Here is a 25524-nt window from a genome sequence, read left to right on the forward strand (position 1 = left end):
TTTTATCAATTTATAAATTACCAGCCTTACTTCAATAATTAAAAATATTACTGTTTTGCAATATCAATTTTTGTTTTTAACAAATCATATAATTTCTTTGTATCATTATTGACCGTTGACCATTCTCCTACTGATTCGTATTCACACATTAAAGTGGTTCGCCTATCTCTTATTTTTACCAAAACATATCCTGCATAACAAGTTGCCATTACATCAGTAAAGGCCGGATTAGTTATTATTTGATGTGTATATTTATAAATACTGTCTCGTTCTGATTCAGTCATTACAAATATTTTCTTTTCAATTGTATCTAATTTATAAGCGGTGGAATAACCATTCCCTCTTATACGTTTTACCTTTTTATAAATCGCCTGCTCAAATGTTGCCGTATCGCTTTCTTTAAAAATAACGATTTTTTGAGTTTTAGTCTGAATTTCAATATCGTCCCACCGTAAATCTTTTTTCTCTTCTTTTTTATTTGAATTACAAGAAAGAGTTATCATTAAAGTCAACGTAAAAAAGATAACAACTGAATATTTAGTCATAATTTTCACTTTTTATAAAATTCCAGACAATATACAAATCCTTTGCTTAATTTATCAAATTATTCTTCACGATTATAAAGCAACAATCCCAATCCTAAAACAAAAATCGCACAACTTAAAACCATCAAAACACCATTTTTCAAAGCAAAAAAAGAAAATCCAACCGCAATTGCACCAACAATTACCATTAAAGATTTTAGAGTTTCTGTTTTTATAAAAGTAAAGGCATGAAGCGCCAAACCAAGAAAAAGCAAAGAAGGCCCAACAGCTATAAATGGATAAAAAAGCAATGGAGAATTGCTAATATGCCGGCTTAGTTCCGCTTTTTCTATTTCATTATTTCCGTAACTTGACATGATGAAATCAATTGTACAAAGTCCGATATGAGCAATAACTCCTAAAGCTGTTAAAACAGAAGCTACTTTATTCATCTTTGTTTTTGGAAATGCATCATTAAAAGACAATAAAAAACAAGCGCCAATCAAATTAAACCAATGCGCAAAATCTATCGATTCGCTTAAACTTGGCAACAGTTTAGAAAAGAATAAATAACTAATTAGAAAAAATAGCAATCCAATCAAGCAACGATGTTTTGTTTTCATAATTTGTTTTTAAAATTGATGAAGCAAAACTAAAATGAAAACTTTCTGCAAAGTCTAATTTTACTGACTTTGGTACGAAATACATTGTTTTAGGGATGAAATTTACAATGCCAGTAAAACTTCTTTATAGTTCTTAGAAACCGGAAGTTCAATTTGAGTCAAAATAATGGTATTTGCATTTCTCCAAGATTTAAAATGCATTGGATTTATTAAATGCGACCGATGGATTTGAACTAAAAAACCAAAATCATCCTGCACTTTTTTGAGCGAAGACCGAATAAGTTTCGACCGAAGTTTATCATTTTCAAGATAAAAAATCTCAACATAATTCTGCGCATTTGAAATGCAGACTAAATCGGCTTTGTTGATTTTTAGAATGTCTAATCTGTTTTCTCCTTTAAATAGTAAAATATCGTCTTTTATCGGAATTAATTTGATCAAATATCTTCTGGCAAGAACAATTACGGGCGTCAAGATCAAAGCGACTTTTATAAATATTATCGAGAAGAATTGGGAAAAAGTATAACCGCCATCTAAAATTGGGCTTTTGTAAAAAGCGAAAACACCAATCAAATACATTAAATAAAAGAGAAAAATAACAAAGATTTCTAAGCTAATATTCCATTTTTCAATTCTCTTATAAAAGCTTTTTTGAACAATTGCCAAAAGACCATAACATAAAAACGCCACAAAACTAAAACCAAAACTTATAAAAAACCAAGCTCTAAAATTTATTGTTCCGTCGTCAAAAGGTTTTATAATGAAAGCGAAAATGAAAAGCCATAACCCAATCAGCAAACCGACTATAAGATTGTGTTTTATGGATATGTTTAACTGCTTCATTTTTACAATACTTTTGTTGCTTCTACTAGGAGACCTAACAGGTTTTAGAAACCTGTTAGGTCTAACATATAATTCATTTTATAAATTTCATCTCCATAATAGGCATGAAACGATTTTTTATGGAAGTTTCAAATTCTCCAATTTTTACAAATCCCATTTTGGCGTAAAATTCCTCAGCATTTGGTTCTGAATCGAGAATTATTCTTTCTATTTTTTCTTCTTTTATTCGGTTTAAAAAATCGAGAACTAAATATTTTCCAAATCCTTTTCCAATATATTCTGGTAATATAAATAAATTATCGAGTTCGATTACTTTTTCATCTTTGAAAACATAAGAATAATATCCAAGAATTAACTCATTATCAACCAATTTAAAAACGTTATGATCCTTAATGTAATCTTGAGAAATGGTTAGATTTTTATCCCATTTCTGAATTTGTTCTTCAGAATATCCCCAATAGGCTTTTTATTTGTGGTTACTTCAATGCTTTTTAGATTATTTTGTTCTGCAAAATTTAAAATCTCATTTAGTAACAACCTTCCAACACCTTGGCCACGATACTTTTGATGAATAAAAAATTCTTGTATTTCGCCAACCAATCCGCAATGATGCAGAAGATTTTGGGTATGAAAGCTAATAAAACCTAAACCTTCTGTTTCGTTTTCTGCAATTAGATACAGATTTTTTGGGTTTGAAATATTTTCATTGAATATCGTTTCGAAAACTTCGAAATCTAAAATTTCATTTTCTAGCTCACAAATTGCTTTGTATACGAAGTCTAGGTCTTTATTTTGGATTTTTCTGATTTTAATATTAAACTTCATAATGTCACAATGTTTTAGATTTCTCTGCAAAGTATTGTAATTGCTATAAAAACAAAACTAAGATATATTGAAATCGGAAATCCAATTCCTAATTCATGTTGCGAAATACCTTTGTAAAAAGGCAGTAATTTCAAAACAATAGCTGTTAAAATTGGAAGTGAGAATAATACCCAAAAAGCAATAAAATTATCAGGAAAAGAAAACAATCTTCTAAGAATAAAATAAGTCAAAATTGTTATTGAAACTAATGGAACTACAAACCATGCCCAACTGGCTTTTATAATAGCCGACATAGCAGATCCAAGTACCAATGTTAATATAAAAACAGTAAATCCGCCAAAAAACAAATAAAAGAATGTTGCCAAATATTGTCCTGATTTTTGTTTCGCAAAAAATCCCACTAAAATAAAAGACAGAATAACCATAAAACCAAAACCAGTCGTTAATCCACGATTGTTTTCTCTATCATATTTTGCCGCTAAAAACATCCAGACCCAAACTAAGAAAAGCGAAACCAATAAAAAAATGGCACTTTGTTTGACTGTTAAATATTTAACATCTGTACTTAATTTCATTTCTTATTAAAAAATTTGCTCCCTCAAGATTACACAATTCTAAATTCAAAACCTATTCAACAGTCAGAAAAATTGTTTTTTTATCCAAGAAAAGATTTACAATTTGTATCGCACAAACTCCGTCTTGTTTTCTACATAAACTAAATAAGATAAAAGAATTTTAAATATCTTTGAATCATGAGCACAGTAAAACCAAAACATATCGGCAGAAACATTAGCCGAATTAGAGAACTGAGAGATATGAAGCAGGAAGCGCTTGCTATTGCAATTGGTACAAACCAGCAATCGATCTCGATTATTGAAGGAAGTGAAAGTGTTGATGAAGAAAAACTAAACAAAATTGCACTTGCTTTAGGAGTTACACCCGAAGCTATAAAAAACTTTTCTGAAGATGCTGTTTTTAATATTATTGGAAATACTTATAATGATGATTCCTCATCTATAAAAAACTATAATTGTACTTTTAATCCATTAGATAAGCTTTTGGAAGCTATAGAAAAGAATGAAAAACTTTATGAAAGATTGATTCAAATAGAAAGAGAGAAAGCTTCTTATTTGGAGAAGTTACTTGATAAGAAATAATCAAAAATATATATTAAAGAAAAACCGATGCTTAGTTCTTAAGCATCGGTTTTTTTATGTTTTGTACTGAAATCCTTAATTAAAACTTCACTATACCAAAGACAAACTAGATTTTCTAATTTATTCAATAACATAAATTAATTTAGGAGCACCAGTATCATGTTCTGCAACAGCTAAATAAAAAGGCTTTTTCAAATTTAATCTCTCGAATACATTTTCTTCATTTGCTCTTTTAAACAATTTATTTATTTCTATTAATGCTGTAGCTTCAAATAGTTCATAAATATTATTTACATCTAGGAAGTCGTCAAAATTATCTTCTTCACCTTGTATATTTTCCGTTAAATGGTATAAAGTTGGAGAAACAAAAGCTGGAAGACAAGAAATATTATCTAGATATTCCATATGATCATCATCGATTTCAAATTCGGATAATTTTCGATCTGAATCATCAAAATCAATGGCAAAAGCCTCTAATTCTCCTCCATACAAACCACCATGCTCAAAATAAATCATATTGAAGCTTTTATCAATAGCGCTATTGTATTTCTGTGCTAGCCAATATTTCTCCATATTAATTTTTAACTCCTCAATCATTACATTTTCATGTTCTTCTCTATTCTGGTTTTTCCATAAATTATAAAATGAATTATATGCTTCATTTTGTGAATCTTCTAAATCTCTTAGAATAATTTCTTTTGCTCGTTTTTCAATTTCCAACAAATTATCTAAAATCAAATTATTAGTTTTTTCCATATATCACTTTAATTTTATAGTACGATGCCAATATACAAAATACCAGAATCTGTAAAATGTTTTTTCTTTTAACTTTATCATAACCGTTCGCGTGAGGGATAGAGGCGGTATCCTTTTATGTAGCGGAGCGGAATAAAAGATATAGCCGATAGCCCGACCCGGAGGGGCACGCCATTATTTAAGATTCTAAGTTGCTGAGATTTTTCAATCTTTGTGGAGTTTCGAGTATGATTGCATCGCCAGTTCGCTATCGCTCGAGTTTCCTTCTTCGAAATGACAAGATTGTGGTTAACTGTGATTTTGAAAAGAAAAAATCTGCCAAATCTGCTAAATCTGTGTGAGACAAAATCGCCAATCTTTGTAGAATTCCGAGTGTGATCTCTCCTTCGTCGAGATGACAATACTATGTAAAAAAACTTTGCGCCTTTGTGCCTTCGTGGCAAAACCAAAACAAATAAGAAAACTTTAATAAATCTATTATACGCCACTTCTTCAAAAATCATTAATTTTGAAATTCGAAGTTCAAAAACGAAATAATTATGAAATATCATCAAATAAACAGCGCACTTTTTGTAAAAAACCGCAGAAAGTTCATGGCTGAAATGAAACCTAATTCTGTTGCAGTATTCAACTCAAATGACATTTACCCAGTTAGTGCCGACAGTACTTTACCGTTTGCACAACACAGAGATATTTTCTATCTGAGCGGTGTAGATCAGGAAGAAAGTGTTTTACTTTTGTTTCCGGATGCGCCTTATGAGCACCAGAGAGAAATTCTTTTTTTAAGAGAAACCAACGATCATATTGCAGTTTGGGAAGGCGAAAAACTGACTAAAGAACGCGCTTTTCAGGTTTCGGGAATTAGAACGGTTTATTGGTTACAAGATTTTCATAAAGTTTTGAACGAAATGATGACGTACGCAGATACGATGTACATCAACACCAACGAACATTACCGCGCATCAGTCGAAACTGAAACTCGTGAAGCTCGTTTTGTAAAATGGTGGAAAGAGCGTTATCCAGCGCATAACGTTGCAAAAAGCAACCCAATTTTACAAAGACTTCGTTCTGTAAAAGAAAGCGAAGAAATCGATTTGATTCAGCATGCTTGTGATATTACAGAGAAAGGTTTCCGTAGATTATTAGGATTCGTAAAACCAAATGTTACGGAATATGAAATCGAAGCGGAATTGGCTCACGAATTTATCCGTAACCGTTCTAAAGGTTTTGCTTATACGCCAATTATTGCTTCTGGAAACAATGCGAATGTTTTACATTATATCGAAAACAATCAGCAATGTAAAGACGGCGATTTAATTTTATTAGATGTTGCTGCTGAATATGCTAATTATTCAAGCGATATGACGAGAACGATTCCAGTTTCTGGACGTTTTTCTGAGCGTCAAAAAGCTGTTTACAAAGCTGTTTTAAACGTTAAAAATGAAGCTACAAAAATGCTTACGCCAGGAACACTTTGGAAACAATACCATATCGAAGTGGGTAAAATCATGACTTCTGAATTGCTAGGTTTAGGTTTATTAGACAAAGCCGATGTTCAGAACGAAAATCCAGAATGGCCTGCTTACAAAAAATATTTCATGCACGGAACTTCACACCACATGGGATTGGATACGCACGATTACGGATTGCTTCACGAACCAATGAAAGCGAATATGGTTTTCACGGTTGAGCCGGGAATCTACATTCCAGCAGAAAAATTCGGAATCCGTTTAGAAGATAACGTTGTGGTTCAGGAAAAAGGAGAACCGTTCAACTTAATGCGAAACATTCCTGTTGAAGCTGACGAGATTGAAACTTTAATGAATGAATAAATAAAAAAGAGGCTGTCCAAAAAATTAGTGGACAGCCTTTTTTTTATCAGTCCTTTCTTTTAAGCCCCAGCGGGGCAAAATATTTATAGAAATTCAATCATGTCGATGCAAAAGAGCTCCAGCGGAGCGAAATATAACAGCGTGGTAAAAAAACATATGTCGCTCCTCCGGAGCTTTATCGGTTCTAATAAATAAATTTTCTATAAATATCTGGCTTCTCCGAAGCTGATTTTCTAAAATCAAAGAAATTGGAGAATACTTGATGAATAAACCACTTACAACTGAAAGTCAACAAGGTTGGCAACCTTAATTATAACCGCAAATTGGGCAAATTTCCGCAAATTAATTTGTGTGAATTTGTGTAATTTGCGGTTTTTAGCTCCGCTGGAGCTTTATCGTTTAAAATAAATAGAATTTCTATAAATATCTGGCTTCTCCGAAGCCTAACCTGATTAAAAACTGATGAATGAATAAACATAAAAAAAGCCCTTAATATTTTTATTAAGGGCTTTTTTAATTTTATGTCTCGTCCTAAAAAAAGTTGACTATAATTAAATAAATTATGTCAATAGAAAGAGAAGAATTAAAAAAAGTATGCGCCCCTAAAATTTACAGTGAGGTCTTCAAAAAACAAGTTGTAAAAGAATTTGAACAGGGTTTGTTCACAAAAGCGGAACTTCGCCGACGTTATAATATTTCTGGAAACAGCTGCATACCGCGTTGGTTAAAAAAATATGGTAAATTTACATATCAAGATAAATTAACCATCGGACGTCCAATGAAAGACCCTCAATCTCAGCGTATAAAAGAACTTGAAGCACAATTGGCTAAAAAAGAGCAGGAATTATTAGTCTTTAAAAAATTTATTGAAATAGCCGAACGTGAGCTAAAAGTCGAAATTGTAAAAAAGTCTGGTTCCAAGCAGTCCAAGAAATAAATCATATCTACAGGATTAGTCCATGTGAAATATGCAGATTGTTTGGATATAGTAAGCAGGCTTATTATAAAAGAAAATCACTTTTATTAAAATCAGATTTAAACCAGGAGAATCTCAGATGTTTAATAATGTCCGTGCGCCAAAAACTTCCAAAAACCGGAGGCAGAAAATTATATTACATGCTTAGGGATGATTTAAAGAAGCATCAAATAAAAATTGGCAGAGACAAATTATTTGATTTTCTACGAGGAGAATATTTGTTAGTTCCTAAAGTTCGAAGATATTATAAGACAACAAATTCAAGGCATTGGATGCGCAAATATCCAAACTTAATTAAAGAAGCAGAGATTAACAGACCCGAACAGATTTGGGTTGCGGATATTACCTATCTTAGAACTAGAGAGAAAACACATTACCTGCATCTAATAACTGATGCTTATTCCAAGAAAATTGTCGGTTACAATTTATCAGATAATCTAATGGCGAGTTCCACATTGGAAGCCTTAAAAATGGCTGTTGCCAATAAAAATAAAGATAGTAATCTGATACATCATTCAGATAGAGGATTGCAATACTGCAGTAAAGAATATACGGAGTACTTAATTAAAAATAATATTCTAATAAGCATGACTCAAAGTTATGATCCTTATGAAAATGCAGTTGCAGAAAGAGTAAATGGTATTTTGAAAGAAGAATTTGGACTGTTTGAAACCTTTGAAGATTTTAAAGCCTTAAAAAAACAGGTTCAGGAATCTATCTTGTTTTACAATCAAATCAGAGTACATTTATCAATAAATATGCTTACTCCAAATCAGGCACATTTACAAAATCAAGTTAAATTGAAAACATGGAAAAAAATAAATCGGAACAAAAGAAATCTTGTTCCGATTTAATTAATTTTATAGTATATAATCTAGTCAACCTTTTTCAGGACAACTCATTATAAATCGGTTATTATCCGATTTTTGAGATTTGTACGTCCAATTGGAATTTACCAGCTGCTTCGTTTTCGTCGATTAAATCAAAAAGTTCTAAAGCTCTTCTAGCATTTTTCTCTTCTTCTCTCTGCTCAGCTACATACCACATCATGAAATCTTCTGTAGCATAATCGTTTTCAGCTCTACATTTTGCGATTACTTTATTCACAGCCTGCGTAACTGCAATTTCATTTTGCAAAGCAATTTCGAATACTTCTCTTAAAGAAGCAAATTCTTGCTGCACTTCTGGGATAGATGGCGTAACTGCAATCCCTCCCATATCTGTAATATATTTGAAAACTTTTAGAAAGTGCTCTCTTTCTTCTTCGGCTTGCTTGTACAAATAAGATGCTGTATTAGCATAACCATTTCTATCCAACCATGCAGCCATAGCTAAATATTTGTTAGAAGCATCGCTTTCTAATTTTGCCTGTAAGTTCAATATATTTTCTACACCTTCAACTAATGAAGTACGTGTTCTAAGTAAATCTTTCATAACCTTTAATTTTTATAGGTGTAAAATTACTAAAATTAAAGGATACAGGCGTAACCCCCTGAAAATTTGGATTTAATCTAAGTAAGAATCTAAATAAGCTCCACATTTACCATATTACAGAGCATAGAATGCAAATTAAGGGTAAATTTAGTACCGTTTAGTAAATCTCTTAGTTGCACGATTTCGCAGATGGTAAGATTTCTGGAAAAATTTCTTTTGGTAGTTTCAATCAGCTGTGCATCCGACTGATCAGATAAGTCATAAAGCATATTCAAAATGTCAACGCTATTCACCTTTCTTTGAAAAATCAAAAAATCTTGAATCTTATAACTTGACACAGTATCAACAAAATTGATGATAATACTATTGGTCAAATCACATTGATAACTGTATCCTTTTTCGGTTTCAAATAATACTTTGGTGGTCAAATCACTAACTAACATTCTGATAAAATATGATAACGGTGCAAAAATATATAATTTAAAGTAATTAAACGCATAATTAAGACTAATTTAAAATAACAAAATTTGTTAATCTATTTAAAAATAGCCTAAGCACACTAAAAACTGTAACATTCTAAGGCATCGTGAGTCTAATTTTGAAAACAAATAACTAAGAAATTATGCAAGCGCACGAAATAGATTATCAGATTTTTGGAGAAGAAATGCAGTATGTGGAGATCGAATTGGATCCGCAGGAAATTGTTATTGCCGAGGCTGGCAGTTTTATGATGATGGAAAACAACATCCAGATGGAAACCATTTTTGGCGATGGTTCTCAACAACAAGGTTCAGGTTTGTTTGGCAAACTTTTAAGCGCTGGAAAAAGAGTACTTACCGGCGAAAGCTTATTTATGACGGCATTTTTAAACCAAGGCAATACTAAAAGTAAAGTATCCTTTGCATCACCTTATCCCGGAAAAATTCTTCCAATTGATTTAACTGAATTTCAAGGCAAATTTATCTGTCAAAAAAGTTCATTCTTATGCGCTGCCAAAGGTGTTTCTGTTGGAATAGAATTTTCTCAAAAACTAGGACGTGGTTTATTTGGCGGTGAAGGTTTCATCATGCAGAAAATTGAAGGAGACGGAATGGCATTTGTACATTCAGGAGGAACAATGGCAAAAAAAGTATTAGGTCACGGGGAGGTTCTAAAAGTAGATACAGGATGTATTATTGGTTTTACCAAAGATGTCGATTATGATATTGAATTTATTGGCGGGATCAAGAATTCAATTTTTGGAGGTGAAGGATTATTTTATGCTACTTTAAAAGGCCCGGGAACGGTTTATATCCAATCGTTGCCTTTCTCTAGATTAGCAGATCGTATTATTGCCTCTGCACCAAGATCTGGAGGTAACAGCCGTGATGAAGGAAGTCTTCTTGGCGGATTAGGAAATCTTTTGGATGGCGATAACCGATTTTAATTTATAAAAAAGGGCAGTTCTTTCGAACTGCCCCCACTAACACCTAACCAAAAGTGCACTTAATATCCATTATTCCCAAATTCTTTGGCATTTGAAATGGCATCCAAAAATGACCTTGGAATTGGTCTAACGATATGTTTTCCATCAACAAAATTTGTCCCAGCAATTGGATTGGTCTGATCTAAATAGGTTTTAGTTAATTTTCCCGTACGTTTTAAATCAATCCATCTTGTATGTTCGCCAGATAATTCTCTTGCTCTTTCTTTTAAAATAAAATCAATATTCATCTGACCGCTTGACACTAACATTTCATTTTCTCTTGATGTCAAAGCGGCTCTTTTTCTTAAAGTATTTACATAAGTCGAGGCTTTACTTTGATCACTATTTAAAATAGCGGCTTCCGCTGCAATCAAATACACTTCGCCCAAACGAATTATCGGAGTATCTCCTAACCAATATTGATTACTTTGACAGTACAACGTTGCAGAGAATTTTCGCATCGCTGGAAATATATTAATCAGATTGGGATCATTTGGATACATTGCAGGATCTTTGTATTTATTGGTTCCAGGTTCGAAGAGATCGCTCGGATCAGCAACTAAAACAGGCATTTTACTTTTAACCACAGGATCGATATTCCAATTTGGAGTAAAAACAGCCAACCCTTCATCATTATTCATGTTAATTTGCTCCTCTATTCTTTGAGAATAAAAATTAACCGATGGAATTGCCTGTGCTAAAGTATTTTTAATGGTGTAACCTACTACAGAAGGATCTTTTTTGTAAGCAGTCGCCATTGTTTGTGTAATCGTTTTATTAGCTGCTGCATAAAACTTAAAAGTAAATGTTTCTGCAAAACGAGTATCTGCTGGCGATGGCACTGGCGAAAAAACTTCTGTCAATAAATATTTACTTGGTCTTAGCATTCGGCTGTTGGCTCTTCCGTATAAAATGCTAGTTGCCCCAGCTCCCCATTCAGCTCCTCTTGTTGCTAAATCAGGCAAATAATATTGCCTTGTTCTTCCTCTGTTGTAGCCTTCAGGATTAAGTCCGCCTGGGTCAATTCCCTGTGTGAACAGGAATTCTGTGTTTTTCTTGTTATTGTTGCCATCCCACAGTTTGCTAAATCCTGATTTCGTATTATCACTCAAATACAAAGCGGTATTATATTTTGCTGCGTTATTGATTAATTCTTCAGCAGTATCCAAAGCTAATTTTGCATATTCTGAAACATCTCCTAATCGTGTTCGCTGCAGATATACTTTCGCTAATAAACCATACGCTGCTTTCTTAGCTACTCTTCCCTGTAAAGTTTGCTGCACAGGAAGATGTATGCAGGCAAATTTTAAATCTTCGATAATTAAATCGTAAAACTCTCTTTCAGAACTTCTTACAGGTGAGTTATCTGCTCCTTCAATAATCGATGATTTGGTTCTTAAAACCACACCTCCAAATTGCTCTACTAATATGAAATTACTGAAAGCTCTTAGAAAATAAGCTTCAGCTAATTTTGAATTCATTTCCTCTGTAGAAGAATACCCTTTTACATCTTTTGCATAATAAATTGCCGTATTGCAAAGATTGATAGTTGTGTATGCTGTTCCCCAAATTACTTTAATATTACCATCGTCTGGATTTAATTGACTTGTGTATTGTGTATAACCAATTCCGCTAGTACCAACATTTTCCCAAGAATCTGTTCCAGCTTCTGTAGGCGCTATATAATCTACCTTTCCGTGAAGAAAATAAAGATTCTCGTAGCAGCTGTTAATTAATCCTTCAAATCCTGGTCTTTCGCTATAGGACTTATCCAAAGAAACAGTTGTAAGATTTTTTTCGTCTAAACTGCATGATTGCAAACCAACCATCAAAGACATTAAGACAATTACTGATTTTATATTGATATACTTTTTCATAATACTATAATGATAAATTAAGACCAAAAACAACTTGTTTAAATAATGGAAATGAATCTGACCCTCCACTTTCTGGATCTACATTTTTCAACAAATGGCTTCGGCTAAAAACAAAAGGATTGTAAGACGTTGCATAAAGTCTCATTGAACTTATCCCTGTTCTTTTAAGGAAATCTTGCGGCATCGAATATCCCAAAGTAATATTTTTGATTTTGATATAAGAGGCATCCACCAATTCTAATGAAGATTGAAACTGTGTATTAAAACTACCGCCCGGTCTAGGAAAATCGTTTGTCGGATTGTCTTGTGTCCAATAACTATACGTTTCTGGTTGTGCTTCTTTGTTCCAATATCCTAAAACCTGAGCACGCATCATACCGCCATATCTTCCGTTTACAAATACCGTACAATCAAAATTCTTGTATTTGAATGTGTTTTGAAAACCAAAGAAATAATCTGGAACATTGTTTCCTACGATCATTCTGTCTTTTGTAGAATAAACGTGTACACCATTATCCGATACTCCATTAGCATCAACTTGTGGAACTGTTTGCAATTTTATATCTCCCGGTTTAGCACCATACAAAGCCGCCTCAGTTTCTTGACCCAATTGCCAGATTCCTATTTTTTTATAATCATAAAATACACCTCCTGCAGCTGGAGTCTGTCCAATGAAAAGGCCTTCTGAAATTAATTCGGCAACCGTTAAATTTCCTAAATCAATGTTCGTCAACTTTTCTGTAGCGTGCGTGTAAGTAAAAGATGTATTCCATTTGAAGTTTTCGGTATCAATATTTTTAGTATTAATAGAAAGCTCAAAACCTCTATTCTGAGAAGTCGCAATATTCGAAGTCTTTTTATAAGGTGTTTTAGCATCATAACCACCTGAACTGGTTGGCAGACGACGATCCCATAAAATACCATCTGTATTGGTCCAATAATATTCTGCTACAAGATCGACTCTGTTATGTAATACCGAAACATCCAAACCTAAGTTCGTATTTGTCGAACGTTCCCAAGTTAAATCCGGATTCGAAATATGCTCTGTAGGCACGTACATTGGTAAAGCCGTACTACCTCCAAGAGAAAGACTGCTTGTTTTAGTTGCAGTTCTGGTCAAACTAGAATACGGATCAATATTTGCCGATCCTGAAATACCGTAACCTAATCTTAGTTTTAAGTTATTCAACCATGAACTCGTTCCTTGCATAAAGCTTTCATCACTGATACGCCAAGCCAATGATGCAGATGGAAAAGAGGCCCATTTATTGCCTTCGGCTAAAGGAGAAACTCCGTCCCATCTATTCGTTAACTGAAACAAATATTTCCCTTTAAAACTATAATTAAAACGTCCGGCAAAAGACATTCTGTTAAACTGGCTGTAAGTATTCATTCTCGTAGTAAGATTTTTTACAGCTCCCATATTATAAAACTGGAAATCATCATAATCAATACCGTTACCGCCCATATAAGTTCCTTCTGACCTACTGTCTGCCCAAGAGGTAATTCCTGTCAAACCAAAATCATGATCTTTACCTAGCTTAAAATTATAATTCAGGATATTTTCCCAGATATAACTGTACCCCAAAGTCATATTATAAGTCGCCTCACTTGCTGTTCTTCCTTCGGACAATAAATTGTATGAATTTTTATTCTGGAAAGTTCCTGCTCTGCCTCCTGAAAATCGCGTTCCTAAATTAGATCTTAACTTCAGGTTTTTAGAAAATTCAAATTCCATATAAGGATTGAACTGTACATTATAACTTAAAGATTCATTAGCAAAAGCACCCGGATAATTATTCGCCAAAATGCTAATATTGTTGGGATCTCCTTCTATCGGATAAAGATTTACAATGCCGTTTTCGTCAAATGGAACTCCTAAAGGATAAACGCTGTAGGCCTTATTAATTCTACTGTTTGTAGTGCTGTTTTTACGATAGTTTAAAATCAGTTGAAAACCTGTTTTAAATTTATCACTGAATTTAATATCAACTCCTCCTCTTGAATTAAAACTGTTTACTTTATCATTTTGATAGATTCCTTCTTCACCAACATAACCTAAAGAGAAATATCCCTGAACTTTTTCAGATCCGCCTCTCATAAAAAGGTTATGATTTTGCTGCGTTCCTACCTGTAAAGTTTCATCAATCCAGTTTACATACTGTCCGTTTTCGATAGCTGCAATGGCAGATGCGTTTAAGCCTAAATCGGTTAAACTTGTAGCCTGATATCCGTTGTCTAAATAAAATCGGTCGCGTTTGTAACTTAACCATTTATCACCTGTAAGCGGCGCCGGGAAAGAAGAGAAACCATTTAATCCAAAATAGCTGTTAACATCTATTTGTGTTTTTCCAGCTTTTGCTTTTTTAGTGGTAACAATAATAACTCCATTCGCTCCCGAAGAACCATATATTGCTGTTGACGAAGCATCTTTTAAAACATCGATGCTTTCAATATCATTCGGATTTAAATTATCAATACTTGAAGGAATTCCATCCACAATATATAACGGATCCTGACTAGCCGTAAGAGATCGGTTTCCTCTTAATAATACTTTTGGAGAAGTTCCTGCTTTTCCAGATCCACGCTGAATATCCAAACCCGAAACTCTTCCCTGAAGTGCTTCCATCGGACTTAAAACCGGACTCAAAACAATATCAGACGATTTTACTGTTGCTACAGCTCCTGTCAAATCTTTTTTCTTTACTGCTCCATAACCTACAATTACGACTTCATTTAGTGCCGAATTTTGCTCGCTTAAAATCACACTCAAAGATTTACTTTGACCGACAGTTACTTCTTTATTCTCAAATCCTATAAAAGAAAAAACTAAAACACTATTGGTTCCGTTTACACGAATTGTAAACTTTCCGTCTAAATCAGTTGATACTCCATTTTTAGTTCCTTTTTCATTAACATTCGCACCCGGTATTGGCAGATTTCTGGAGTCTGTTACAACTCCTGTGATTTCAATTCCTTGTTCAACTACAATATTCGGAAACGCACTTTTCTCTGGTAGATTTACCTTCTTTTTTTTCTTTACCAATATAATCTGGCGATCGGCTACACTATAAGAAATGTCAGTATCTTTAAATACTTCTTCTAATATCGCATCGATTTTCTGCTTCTTAACATTAAGGGTTATCTTTCTGTTCAAGTCAATTATACTGCTTTCAAAAAGAAATCTGTATTCTGAAACAGACTCGATTTTATTAAACAGCTTCTCAACTGAAGTATTTTTTACATCTAATGTCAGCTTTGTATTTTGTGAATAGACGCTCGCTTGAATTCTCATCAACGAAAGCATCAATAATAGTGTGGTTAGTTTCATTCTTAGGCTGATTACAGGCAAATAAGGACTGAGCCAATTCCTTTTAATTATTTTTTTCATAATTTTGGATTGATTTTAAATGATTTAATCTCGATACATCGTTTGAAATACATTACTAAATCGGAAAATACTGGTACTATTTTCCGATTTTACTTCTTGTATTTCTTTAAAAAATTACATCCTCTTCATACGTTTTGGTTTTTGGTTGGTTAGTAAATAGTTAGTTTATTTTTATCAGTTCCCCTTCTTTTTTATAAGTGAACCCCATTATTTTACTCATTGTTTCCAATACCTTATCTATACTTTCAATATTTTTATTGAAGCTGGCATTAAATTTTTTATCCAAAATATCTTGTCTGTTATTTTCAATCTTTACATTGTAAGTTCGTTCGAGCTTGATAACGATATCTTTAAAAGCTGTTTTTCTAAAAACAATTTCACCATTAATCCATTCTGTGTAAAAACGAGTATCTACTTTTTCGACAGCGATTTCTGTTTCTTCCTTATTCCAAGATCCTTTTTCACCTGGTTCAAGCATTGCTTTTTTATTGTTTTTATCCGATAAACTAACCGAACCTTCGACCAATACTGTATTAATATCTTGGTCTTCTTTGTATGAACTCACGTTAAATTTTGTTCCTAAAACCTTTACATCGACACCTCTTGTTTTTACAATAAATGGATGTGTTTTGTCTTTTGCCACATCAAAAAAAGCTTCTCCTTCTAAAACTACTTCCCTATTATGTCCTTTAATAAATTGGACTGGGTATTTTAAAGAAGAACCTGCATTCATACTTACCGAAGTTCCATCCGACAACTTTATTTTAAAGGTTTTACCATAAGGAATTTTAATCTCATTGTAAACCAATTTATTAATCGCTTTATCCGAACGATAATTAATTTCATTTTCTTTCTGAGAAGCCACTACTTCTCCATTTTTCTTAATTATTTGTTGTTCTCCATTAGGATTTAAAACCTGAATATCTCCATTTTCCAAGACCAACTGAATAGCATCTGAAGGAACCTCTGGCTTTGATTGTTTACCAGTTTTATATTGAATAAGATAAACCAATCCTAAAAGACAAATAAAAATTGCCGCGTACTGATAAACATTTCTCCAGTTAATTACGACTGACTTTTTATTTACATTTAATTTTCCTTCCAGTTCTTCCCAGTTTTCATCAGTATCTATCGATTCTGCATACGATAATGCTTCTTCCAGTAAACCATTACTTTGAAGGTTTTGTATTAAATCCTGTTCTTCCGGAGATAAAGATGCTATTGTAGTAGCATCAACATTTCCTTTGGACTTTATTTCCCTTAGGACGTTAATCAATTTTGAATTTGGAGTCATTTGTTTTTATATAGTGTTTCTTACATGTTAGAAAAAAATATTTTTAGGGTGACAACAAATCAATATTTTTTGATTTTTTTTACACATTACAAAAAAAAACTAACTTTTTATTTTACATTTGACACAATGTAATCCATTACAAACGAATAAATGATATTTGGAGATGCTGAATTATAAAGATTTTAAAACATTTGAAACCTTATACAAAGAACACTTTGTCTTTTTTTCATTGGTTTCGTTTAACATTGTAAAGGATAAAGATGTAGCAAAAGACATTGTTCAGGATTTTTTTACTTACCTCTGGGAAAAAGAAGAAACACTAAATTTCAGCATTTCGTTTAAAGCCTATGGTACAAAAGCAATTAAAAATCTAAGTCTTCAGTATTTAGAAAAAACCAAAACAATCAGCCTGCAAAACACCAAAATTGTTACACCTAAATCTGAAGAGCAGACAGCATTTGAGAATACAGAAGAGAACAAAAAACCAAAAATTCAAACTTTAATAGATAAAATTCCTCAATCCAGAAGAGAAATTTTTATATCCCACGTTGTCGAAGGATTGAGTTATGCTGAAATCGCAGAAGACCACAATATCTCCATAAATACTGTAAAAACACAAATGAAAAGAGCTTATGCTTCTTTACGAGAATCTCAAAATCTCTCTCAGTTAAAATTCATACTGTATTTTATATGGCTAATAAAATAGCGTATTTTTGCTATTTAAAATATCCGTTTTGAATCACACTTTATACAAAAACACCAAAATATCTTTTTCCGACGCTGGAAAAGGAAACACAATTATTTTCCTTCATGGTTTTCTCGAAAACAAAAAAATGTGGAAAGACTATGTTGCTTTTTTCTCCGATAAATACCGCATTATTACAATTGATTTACTAGGACATGGCGAATCAGATTCTCTAGGTTATGTTCATGAAATGGAAGACAATGCGAATGCAGTAAACAAAGTTTTAGAACATTTAAAAATTGAAAAAGCCACAATCTTAGGACATTCAATGGGCGGTTATGTAGGTTTGGCTTTCGCCGAATTATTTCCACAGAAAATCCAAAAATTAGTTTTACTGAATTCCACTTCTAAAGAGGACAATCCCGAGAAAAAAATCAACAGAACTAGAGCTATAAAAGCAGTAAAACAAAATTATGTCGCTTTCGTAAGTCTGGCAATAGCCAATTTATTCAGCGAAAACAACAGAACCCGATTAGTAGACGAAATTGAAAAAGTAAAAGCCGAAGCTTTAAAGACACCTTTACAAGGAATCATAGCTTCATTGGAAGGAATGAAAATACGAAAAGACCGCGAATGGCTTTTACAAGAAAATCGTTTTCCCGTTTTATTAATCTTAGGAAAAAAAGATCCGGTTCTAAATTACGAAGACAGTCTTTCTCAAATTGAAGATACAACAGCAGAATTAGTTTCTTTTGAAGACGGCCACATGAGCCAAATCGAGAATAAAGAAGCCTTAAAAACTGTTTTAGCAGATTTCTTCGAATAAAATCCCATTTCACAAAATCAAAAAAGGCCATTTCAGACAGAAAGTCGAAATAGCCTTTTTTTTCTTTGTTGGGGGCAAAAAAATCGTTATAATTTGGTGATAATATCTTTTTTATATCTTGACAAAACTGCTCTTGTTAAACCAAGATTTGCTTTATTAGAATCTACAGCCAAATAGATAAAATATCTTCCATCGTCAGAAAGATCAATAATATGAATTTGATCCGTAAGTGTAATTAAAATATCATTAATTTTTTGATCTAATCCTAAAGCTCTAATAGCATTCAATTTTGCTTTAACAACTTCTAAATTGTAAGCAGACGCTAATTCTGGATCAAAATCTGATTTTGCAGTAAGCGAGCAATAAGACATTCCTGTTTCAACTTCGGTTACTGAAACGGCGATAAATCCGTTAATATTTTCTTTTAGATCGTTTTGAAAGTTTTGTAAAAAATCTGACATATTTTATTAAAGTTTTAAGTTTACAATTAATTGCTGAAAACGGTATCCATTTTACGAAGTAAAAGTCCCATTTTACTCAAATCCTTAGAAAGTAACGCGATGCAGTTATCTTCTTCGTTTTTAATAGCAACGACAATTCCGTCATTATTTTTAATCATAACTTGTTTAAGATCACCGTTATTTACGTCTTCCGACATTTCAAGGCACATCTTTAAGATCATTCCGATCATAGCTGCAACATTTCCGTCGTATTCTAAATTAACAGACTCGTTTAAGATTCCATCAATATTAAAACTCAATCCAGATTCTGCTCCAGTCTCTTGTACTAGTGTTTGTAAATCAATCATATTCTTTTATTTGTCATGTTTTTGGAAGGGTCAAAGATATTTCAATCTTTAACAATTGCGCGATAAACACTTGTTAAAAAAAATACAGATATAACAGACTGACTCACTTTTATTTATCATATAATTAATCTCATTTTTTTGCAAAAAATCTGCAATAAAAATTAACATTAAAAACATATTATATTAAAATCGTAACATTTCGTTTCATAAAACTCAATTCTAAAATTAACATTTGCAGAATGTTGCATTTACAAAATGTTTTTATATAGATTTGCAAAAAATTTTTATTTATGAAAACTGTTGACGAATTACGCTTTGACCTAAATGTAAAACTGGAGAAGTTTAGAAGATTTCGTATTGAAAACGGACATATCAATGATACGGCTTCTGGAGAAAAATCTAAAAAAGGTTTCTTCAAAAAAATATTCAGCTAAAAGCTCTTTAAAAAGCCGAACTTCATAAAAAGTTCGGCTTTTTTATTGATTTAATGACAATAACCGTTTTCTATTTTGTTTAGCGACCACCAATAAAATTGTCCTGTTTGCGGACAAATAATTCAGAACAGTTCTACTTTATTGTGACTGGTTTTATTTTATAATTTTTAAGACTAAAAAAATAATTCATATTTTTTCTTCAAAAGGAATACCTACATCAAATATTTCACCAAGCAGATTAGCAATTTCATCTAAATAAGAATTCAGTATTTGTGTAGTTACAACGTTATTTAATTCTTTCTCTTCTTTATACCCAAAAGGCAAAAAACCAGATTTTAAATTTTTAAACGAAATGATCCCTACCTCAATAGGTAAATTGCCAGCTTCTTTTTCAAACATAAAGGCATACGCCAAAACTTGGATAATTTTATCATTTTTAAGCTCTTGTGTCAACCCATTCCATGTCTTCAACACTACATTCGACTTCTCTACTTTTCCCGTCTTATAATCGATAATTCTAATTTTTCCATCACGTTGCTCAATTCTATCCACATTTCCTTTAATTAAAACAGGAAAGGGCAGTTTCGGATGAACAAATTCACGTTCAAATGTCTGTTCCAAAGCTATAATCTGAATCGCTTCATTATTTTTCACAGACTCCAATTCCATCCTCAAGAAATTAGAAACATTTCGTTTTGCGACTTCAAAAGCCAAAAGATTTCGCCCTTTTTTAATTTCTCCCTCTTTATAAACTAATTTAAACTGTTTTAAAACTTCATCATCCAACAGTTTAAAGCAATTTAAAAGATCATTCTCCGAAATAAATTTACCAACAAAAGGCTCATACAAAGCTTTTAATGTCTCATGTATAATTGTTCCCAAAGTATTCAAAGCAATATTCTCCTCCACTTCTTCAACTTCACGAATTCTTAGTATTTTCTGGAAATAAAACTCAATCGGATTTCGAATATAACTCGTCAATGCAGATGGCGAAAAACCAGTTATCGCAATTTCCCTTAAACGCTCCATAACCAATTCCGATTTTGGAACTGAAATAGGTTCATGCGCCACATTAGGCAGAACTGGATTGTAAATATCAAAAGTTAGATTATGCCTTCTTTGTTTCTCTACTTCCAACTGTGTAATAAAACGGCTTCTTTCACCAGCATCCAATCCATCGTTTTCAGTATTATAAATCAAATAGATATTTTTTGCTCTTTGAAGCAGATGATAAAAGTGATAGGTATAAATCGCATCTTTCTCTTTAAAAGTTGGAAGTCCCAATTCTCGTTTCACGTCGTAAGGAATAAATGAATTCTGTGATTTTCCAGCTGGAAATTTACCTTCATTCATCGATGTAATAATAACCGTTTCAAAATCAAGAACCCTACTTTCCAAAACCCCCATAATCTGCAGACCACGCAATGGCTCACCCTCAAAAGACACTTCAGCCAAATCAATAATCTGCTTGTAAATCGCATGAAGCGTATCAATATTATCAATATGATGATGTTTAGAGTAATAATTTATAAGTTTATTAATTACCTTAAAGACACCATATACAAATGCTTTTGCAATTTTTTCTTCTTCATTATCATTACTGAAATGATCTTTTACAGCAATCAATAACGCTGAAATATTATTCAATACAGCAACAGAACCTTTTTCCCATTTTTCAAACAAAAGAGTAAAAAATTTGGATTGATCCGGATGAAGCTCTAGAATTTTTTGATATGTAATAAAAGTATAATTATTCTCTTTGATGATCCTAACTAATGCTTGAGTACCAGCATAAGGCTCCACCAAAGGATGCGTTAAAATATCCAACACATCTTTATAATAAAAAACATAACTACTTCCTTTTCTCGAAAGTGCATTGGTATGCATTTTAAACAATTTGGCAACCAAAATCTGAGACGGATTATTCTTACCCGAATAACCCATTGTAATATTTAAAGCTCCTACAGAAGAAGGAAGTGAATACAAAACCGGAACCAGCAAATTCTCTTCTCCCAACACAACAGCTACTTTGTCCAAAGATGCATTTGGATTTTCATTGATTAAATCCTCAATGATACTTCCCGCCAATTTTGCCTGTCCAATTGTTTTAGGAGTTCCAATAACCTGAATGTTTTTTGACTGCGAAAAATCATCTGCAATCCATTCAAAAGGATGCCCTTTATAATGTTTCCAACTTTCTTTAAAACGTCTTAAAAAAAGTCCGGCATCATGATAAGGGTCATTCAAAAAAGTTTGATCTGCATCCCAAAATATTTTAGCTTGGTCTAAAGCAAGGAGATGCTGTACTATTTTTTCCTCAGCTGCATTTAAAGCATTAAATCCGGCAAAAATAAAAATGCGATTCCCAATAGTATTAGAGAAATGATTCAGATTATTTACCGCTTCCCGATACACCAAACCTTGATAACCGATAGATTTAAATAACAAATGATTATATAATGACTCGTAGTAAGAAGGAAGTAATTTCCAAAAGTCAATATAATTTTCGAGAAGTTTTGTTTTCTGATCTACTTCCAGCCCCCACTTTTTTATATCTTCAATATCTTTCAAGTAAGACAAGACATGAGAAGGATCTAAAAGATAGCGGTCAATTTCATTAAAATCCTGCAATAGCGTTTTGGCCCAATTTGCAAACAATTCAAACGACTGCTGATTTTTCTTTTCTGTAATAGACAAATAAACTTCGTAAAACTCAAACAAAAGCTCAATCGAATCAACAGAACGAATAGATGCAACGTTCTGTACAAAGTCTTCAATACTTGTAATTTCTGGGGCAATTATTGTTTTATCCGTTGTATTTTTAAGCGCTTCAATTAAAAAAACTTTTGCCCTTTTATTAGGAAGAATTATAGTTACTTGAGAAAGTTTTTCAGCATAATCCTGAATTACAACACCAGCCAGCTTTTGAAGAAAAGTATCATTTATCATAGTATAAAAATAAAAAAAGCCATTCAATTAAGAATGGCTTTTCATATTTATTTAGGAACTAAATTATAGTTTTCCTTGGTATTTAGAACCAATGTGTCTAATTTCAGTTCTTCTGTTTTGAGCTTTACCTGCAGCAGTTTTGTTACTTGCAACTGGTTGAGAAGATCCAAATCCTTTAGCTTCTAAGTTTTCTGGATTAACTCCTCTTTCAACTAAAGCGTTTAATACAGCGTTAGCTCTATCTTGAGAAAGTTTATCGTTTACTTTAGCAGAACCTGTACTATCTGTGTGTCCTTCAATAGAGAATTTCGCGTTTGGATAGTTTTTAAGGATTTCTTTAATAGCATCTAATCTAGCTGGAGTTTCTTTGTCACCAGTTTTGAAAGTAGCTTTTCCTGAGTTGAAGTAGATTGCTCTAGCTTGAACTTTAAGATCTTCTAATGCAGCTGAAGTTACTTCTGGACATCCTCTGTTACTAGCAGGCCCTGGAACTGTAGGACAGTCGTCATCTTTGTCGATAACACCATCTTTATCAGCATCTAAGAATGGACAACCACCATTTTCTTTAGGACCAGCAACTGTAGGACATTTGTCATCTTTATCAGCGATTCCGTCACCGTCAGTATCAGGACAACCTTTTAAAGCAGCTAAACCAGCAACATCTGGACAAGCGTCATCTTTATCAGCGATTCCGTCTCCGTCAGTATCAGGACATCCGTTTAATGCAGCTAAACCAAATACATCTGGACAAGCGTCAGAAGCATCAACGATTCCGTCTCCGTCAGTATCAGGACATCCGTTGAATTGTTTTAAACCAGCAACATCTGGACAAGCATCATCTTTGTCATAGATTCCGTCTCCGTCAGTATCTTTACCTCCGAATTTGAAAACTAAACCTGCAGTGTGTTGGAAAACTGATCTATCAAGAGGCTTAGCATCATTAGCAGCTACAGCCCATTTGTATCTTGTAGCTAATTCTAAACCAATAGCATCTGTAAACCAGAAAGTAACACCAGCACCTGGGTTAACAGTTCCAAAACTGTTATCTCCGAAGAAAGTATAACCCCCACCAACAGATAACGAAGGATCAATCACTTTAGATTTGATTAATTCTTGGAAGCTGTATTTGATAGTAGCATCAATTCCGTAGTACATTAAGTCACCAGGATTTGTTACAACGTTTCCTCTTGAATCATGACCTGCAGCAGCTGGGTTGAAAGTAACCAATTTATCAATTTTGTTTACAGATCCTTGTAAACCAACAGAGAAACCGCTACCTACATATCTGTTTACACCAATGTAAGATAAAGAAGGAAGAATATTCCAGTTGTCTTTTACTGCGAATGGCTGAGAGAAGTGCTGATCAAAAAATCCACTTCCTGAACCTGAACTAGTCCTTGTATCCACAGCATTAACCCCAAAAGAGATCGCCCATGGATTGTTACTGTCTTGCGCGTGAGCATTTAAACCCATCGCCATCAATACAGCAACTAAAAGTTTGTTAAGATGTTTCATACTTAATTTTTTTAATTACAATTTAGTTAATTACAAGCAAAAGTAACACCAAATTTTTTAAATACAAAATGAAATGTTAAAAAAAACCTACAAAAATTTGACCAAAGTGGTAATTATATAACTTTTAACATTTTACCGACAACTGTAAAGGCTTCTATGGCTTTATCCAAGTGTTCCTTTTCATGCGCCGCAGACAGTTGAACGCGTATTCTAGCCTTATCTTTCGGGACTACCGGAAAGAAGAATCCAATCACATAAATTCCTTGTTTCAAAAGCTCGTTTGCCATCGTTTGTGATAATTTCGCATCGTATAACATAACTGGAACAATAGCCGAATCTCCATCTATAATATCAAAACCAGCTTTTTTCATGCCTTCTTTAAAATAGTTGGTATTCCACTCTAATTTATCACGAAGTGTGGTATCTTTTTCTAACAATTCGAAAACTTTTATAGAAGCACCAACAATAGAAGGAGCCAAAGAATTTGAAAACAAATAAGGTCTTGAGCGCTGACGAAGAATTTCAATGATTTCTTTTTTAGCCGTTGTATATCCTCCCATTGCTCCTCCAAGTGCTTTTCCGAGAGTTCCTGTAATAATATCAACACGCCCCATAACACCTTTTGCTTCAAGAGTACCTTTTCCTGTCGCACCAATAAAACCAGCAGCATGACATTCGTCCACCATAACCATCGCGTCATATTTATCTGCCAAATCACAGATTTTATCAAGTGGAGCAACTAGACCATCCATAGAAAATACACCGTCGGTCACGATTAATTTAAAACGTGCTCCTGCTTCATTTGCTTTAATCAATTGCTGCTCTAAATCTTCCATATTGTTATTCTCATAACGATAACGCGCCGCTTTACACAAACGAACTCCATCAATAATAGAAGCATGATTTAAACTATCCGAAATAATCGCATCATTTTCACCCAACAAAGGCTCAAAAACACCTCCATTTGCATCAAAAGCAGCAGCGTACAAGATAGTATCTTCTGTGCCATAAAAATCAGCAATCTTTTTTTCTAGTGTTTTATGAATATCTTGTGTTCCACAGATGAAACGAACAGACGACATTCCGAAACCATGAGTATCCAATGCATCTTTTGCAGCCTGCACCACTTCTGGATGCGACGAAAGTCCTAAATAGTTATTGGCACAAAAATTTAAAACCGTTTCTCCTGTTGAAATTTTAATTTCAGCACCTTGAGGAGACGTGATAATTCGCTCCTTTTTAAAAATTCCATTTTCTTCGATTGTCTGCAGCTCGCTTTGCAGATGCTCTTTAATTTTACCGTACATTTT

The 25524-nt window shown here is 33.0% G+C and carries 24 protein-coding genes; 7 read left to right on the forward strand and 17 right to left on the reverse strand.

The window, feature by feature from the left end; translation table 11 throughout:
- Positions 1–47: 47 nt before the first annotated feature.
- From P2W65_RS03425 to P2W65_RS03450, 6 genes are all read right to left on the reverse strand, one after another.
- On the reverse strand, positions 48–545 hold the full coding sequence (locus P2W65_RS03425) for a hypothetical protein (RefSeq protein ID WP_289663564.1): 498 nt from the start codon (positions 543–545) through the stop codon (positions 48–50).
- A 59-nt stretch (positions 546–604) separates the two neighbouring features.
- Positions 605–1147 (reverse strand): hypothetical protein, encoded by a 543-nt coding sequence (locus P2W65_RS03430; protein ID WP_289663565.1) that lies wholly within the window; start codon positions 1145–1147, stop codon positions 605–607.
- A 102-nt stretch (positions 1148–1249) separates the two neighbouring features.
- Positions 1250–1990 (reverse strand): LytTR family DNA-binding domain-containing protein, encoded by a 741-nt coding sequence (locus tag P2W65_RS03435; RefSeq protein ID WP_289663566.1) that lies wholly within the window; start codon positions 1988–1990, stop codon positions 1250–1252.
- 73 nt (positions 1991–2063) lie between these two features.
- Positions 2064–2426 carry a GNAT family N-acetyltransferase gene (locus tag P2W65_RS03440; protein WP_353511556.1) on the reverse strand — a complete coding sequence of 121 codons (363 nt, stop codon included), beginning with the start codon at positions 2424–2426 and terminating at the stop codon, positions 2064–2066.
- Positions 2402–2815, reverse strand: a complete 414-nt coding sequence (locus P2W65_RS03445; protein WP_289663567.1) for a GNAT family N-acetyltransferase — start codon at positions 2813–2815, stop codon at positions 2402–2404. The genes P2W65_RS03440 and P2W65_RS03445 overlap by 25 nt, the downstream gene beginning before the upstream one ends.
- A 14-nt stretch (positions 2816–2829) precedes the next feature.
- Positions 2830–3390, reverse strand: a complete 561-nt coding sequence (locus P2W65_RS03450) for an LTA synthase family protein (RefSeq protein WP_289663568.1) — start codon at positions 3388–3390, stop codon at positions 2830–2832.
- 177 nt (positions 3391–3567) lie between these two features.
- On the opposite strand from P2W65_RS03450, the gene P2W65_RS03455 reads away from it, so the two are divergent.
- Positions 3568–3972: a helix-turn-helix domain-containing protein gene (locus P2W65_RS03455; RefSeq protein WP_289663569.1), complete on the forward strand. Its 405-nt coding sequence runs from the start codon at positions 3568–3570 to the stop codon at positions 3970–3972.
- Positions 3973–4092: 120 nt separating this feature from the next.
- Here P2W65_RS03455 and P2W65_RS03460 read toward each other — a convergent pair whose 3' ends face one another.
- Positions 4093–4728, reverse strand: a complete 636-nt coding sequence (locus P2W65_RS03460) for a hypothetical protein (RefSeq protein ID WP_289663570.1) — start codon at positions 4726–4728, stop codon at positions 4093–4095.
- A gap of 539 nt (positions 4729–5267) precedes the next feature.
- Between P2W65_RS03460 and P2W65_RS03465 the strand changes: the two genes are divergently transcribed.
- On the forward strand, positions 5268–6560 hold the full coding sequence (locus tag P2W65_RS03465; RefSeq protein WP_289663571.1) for an aminopeptidase P family protein: 1293 nt from the start codon (positions 5268–5270) through the stop codon (positions 6558–6560).
- Positions 6561–7122: 562 nt separating this feature from the next.
- A protein-coding gene (locus tag P2W65_RS03470; RefSeq protein ID WP_289658758.1) for an IS3 family transposase occupies positions 7123–8390 on the forward strand; the annotation gives its coding sequence in 2 pieces (ribosomal slippage) (positions 7123–7462 and positions 7462–8390; 1269 coding nt in all).
- Positions 8391–8451: 61 nt separating this feature from the next.
- On the opposite strand, the gene P2W65_RS03475 is transcribed toward P2W65_RS03470, so the two are convergent.
- Both P2W65_RS03475 and P2W65_RS03480 read right to left on the reverse strand, forming a co-directional pair.
- Positions 8452–8970 carry a ferritin gene (locus P2W65_RS03475; RefSeq protein WP_184159361.1) on the reverse strand — a complete coding sequence of 173 codons (519 nt, stop codon included), beginning with the start codon at positions 8968–8970 and terminating at the stop codon, positions 8452–8454.
- A gap of 89 nt (positions 8971–9059) precedes the next feature.
- Positions 9060–9413 (reverse strand): hypothetical protein, encoded by a 354-nt coding sequence (locus P2W65_RS03480; protein ID WP_091494488.1) that lies wholly within the window; start codon positions 9411–9413, stop codon positions 9060–9062.
- A 179-nt stretch (positions 9414–9592) separates the two neighbouring features.
- On the opposite strand from P2W65_RS03480, the gene P2W65_RS03485 reads away from it, so the two are divergent.
- Positions 9593–10396 carry a TIGR00266 family protein gene (locus P2W65_RS03485; protein ID WP_073410371.1) on the forward strand — a complete coding sequence of 268 codons (804 nt, stop codon included), beginning with the start codon at positions 9593–9595 and terminating at the stop codon, positions 10394–10396.
- Between the two features lie 59 nt (positions 10397–10455).
- Here P2W65_RS03485 and P2W65_RS03490 read toward each other — a convergent pair whose 3' ends face one another.
- The 3 genes from P2W65_RS03490 to P2W65_RS03500 all read right to left on the reverse strand — a co-directional run bounded on the left by P2W65_RS03490 (position 10456) and on the right by P2W65_RS03500 (position 16997).
- On the reverse strand, positions 10456–12312 hold the full coding sequence (locus P2W65_RS03490) for a RagB/SusD family nutrient uptake outer membrane protein (RefSeq protein WP_289663574.1): 1857 nt from the start codon (positions 12310–12312) through the stop codon (positions 10456–10458).
- A gap of 4 nt (positions 12313–12316) precedes the next feature.
- On the reverse strand, positions 12317–15703 hold the full coding sequence (locus P2W65_RS03495; RefSeq protein ID WP_289663575.1) for a TonB-dependent receptor: 3387 nt from the start codon (positions 15701–15703) through the stop codon (positions 12317–12319).
- Between the two features lie 160 nt (positions 15704–15863).
- Entirely contained in the window at positions 15864–16997 is a 1134-nt protein-coding gene (locus tag P2W65_RS03500; RefSeq protein ID WP_289663576.1) for a FecR family protein, read from the reverse strand.
- Positions 16998–17160: 163 nt separating this feature from the next.
- Between P2W65_RS03500 and P2W65_RS03505 the strand changes: the two genes are divergently transcribed.
- Positions 17161–17703 carry a sigma-70 family RNA polymerase sigma factor gene (locus P2W65_RS03505; protein WP_289663577.1) on the forward strand — a complete coding sequence of 181 codons (543 nt, stop codon included), beginning with the start codon at positions 17161–17163 and terminating at the stop codon, positions 17701–17703.
- Between the two features lie 28 nt (positions 17704–17731).
- Positions 17732–18508 (forward strand): alpha/beta fold hydrolase, encoded by a 777-nt coding sequence (locus P2W65_RS03510; RefSeq protein WP_289663578.1) that lies wholly within the window; start codon positions 17732–17734, stop codon positions 18506–18508.
- Positions 18509–18594: 86 nt separating this feature from the next.
- Here the strand turns inward: P2W65_RS03510 and P2W65_RS03515 are convergent, their stop codons facing one another.
- Together P2W65_RS03515 and P2W65_RS03520 are read right to left on the reverse strand one after the other, a co-directional pair.
- Positions 18595–18969, reverse strand: coding sequence for a hypothetical protein (locus P2W65_RS03515; RefSeq protein WP_289663579.1), 375 nt, complete (start codon positions 18967–18969; stop codon positions 18595–18597).
- 26 nt (positions 18970–18995) lie between these two features.
- On the reverse strand, positions 18996–19316 hold the full coding sequence (locus P2W65_RS03520; RefSeq protein ID WP_289663580.1) for a roadblock/LC7 domain-containing protein: 321 nt from the start codon (positions 19314–19316) through the stop codon (positions 18996–18998).
- A 290-nt stretch (positions 19317–19606) separates the two neighbouring features.
- Here P2W65_RS03520 and P2W65_RS03525 point away from each other — a divergent pair, with 290 nt between their 5' ends.
- Positions 19607–19750 (forward strand): hypothetical protein, encoded by a 144-nt coding sequence (locus tag P2W65_RS03525; RefSeq protein WP_179004248.1) that lies wholly within the window; start codon positions 19607–19609, stop codon positions 19748–19750.
- Between the two features lie 186 nt (positions 19751–19936).
- On the opposite strand, the gene P2W65_RS03530 is transcribed toward P2W65_RS03525, so the two are convergent.
- The 3 genes from P2W65_RS03530 to kbl all read right to left on the reverse strand — a co-directional run bounded on the left by P2W65_RS03530 (position 19937) and on the right by kbl (position 25521).
- Positions 19937–22699, reverse strand: coding sequence for a PD-(D/E)XK nuclease family protein (locus P2W65_RS03530; RefSeq protein WP_289663582.1), 2763 nt, complete (start codon positions 22697–22699; stop codon positions 19937–19939).
- A 63-nt stretch (positions 22700–22762) separates the two neighbouring features.
- Complete coding sequence (locus tag P2W65_RS03535; protein WP_289663584.1) at positions 22763–24214, reverse strand: OmpA family protein; 1452 nt, start codon at positions 24212–24214, stop codon at positions 22763–22765.
- Positions 24215–24327: 113 nt separating this feature from the next.
- Positions 24328–25521 carry a glycine C-acetyltransferase gene (kbl, locus tag P2W65_RS03540; RefSeq protein WP_091494468.1) on the reverse strand — a complete coding sequence of 398 codons (1194 nt, stop codon included), beginning with the start codon at positions 25519–25521 and terminating at the stop codon, positions 24328–24330.
- Positions 25522–25524 lie beyond the last annotated feature (3 nt).

The sequence above is a fragment of the Flavobacterium panacagri genome (genome assembly GCF_030378165.1).
Lineage (GTDB): Bacteria > Bacteroidota > Bacteroidia > Flavobacteriales > Flavobacteriaceae > Flavobacterium > Flavobacterium panacagri.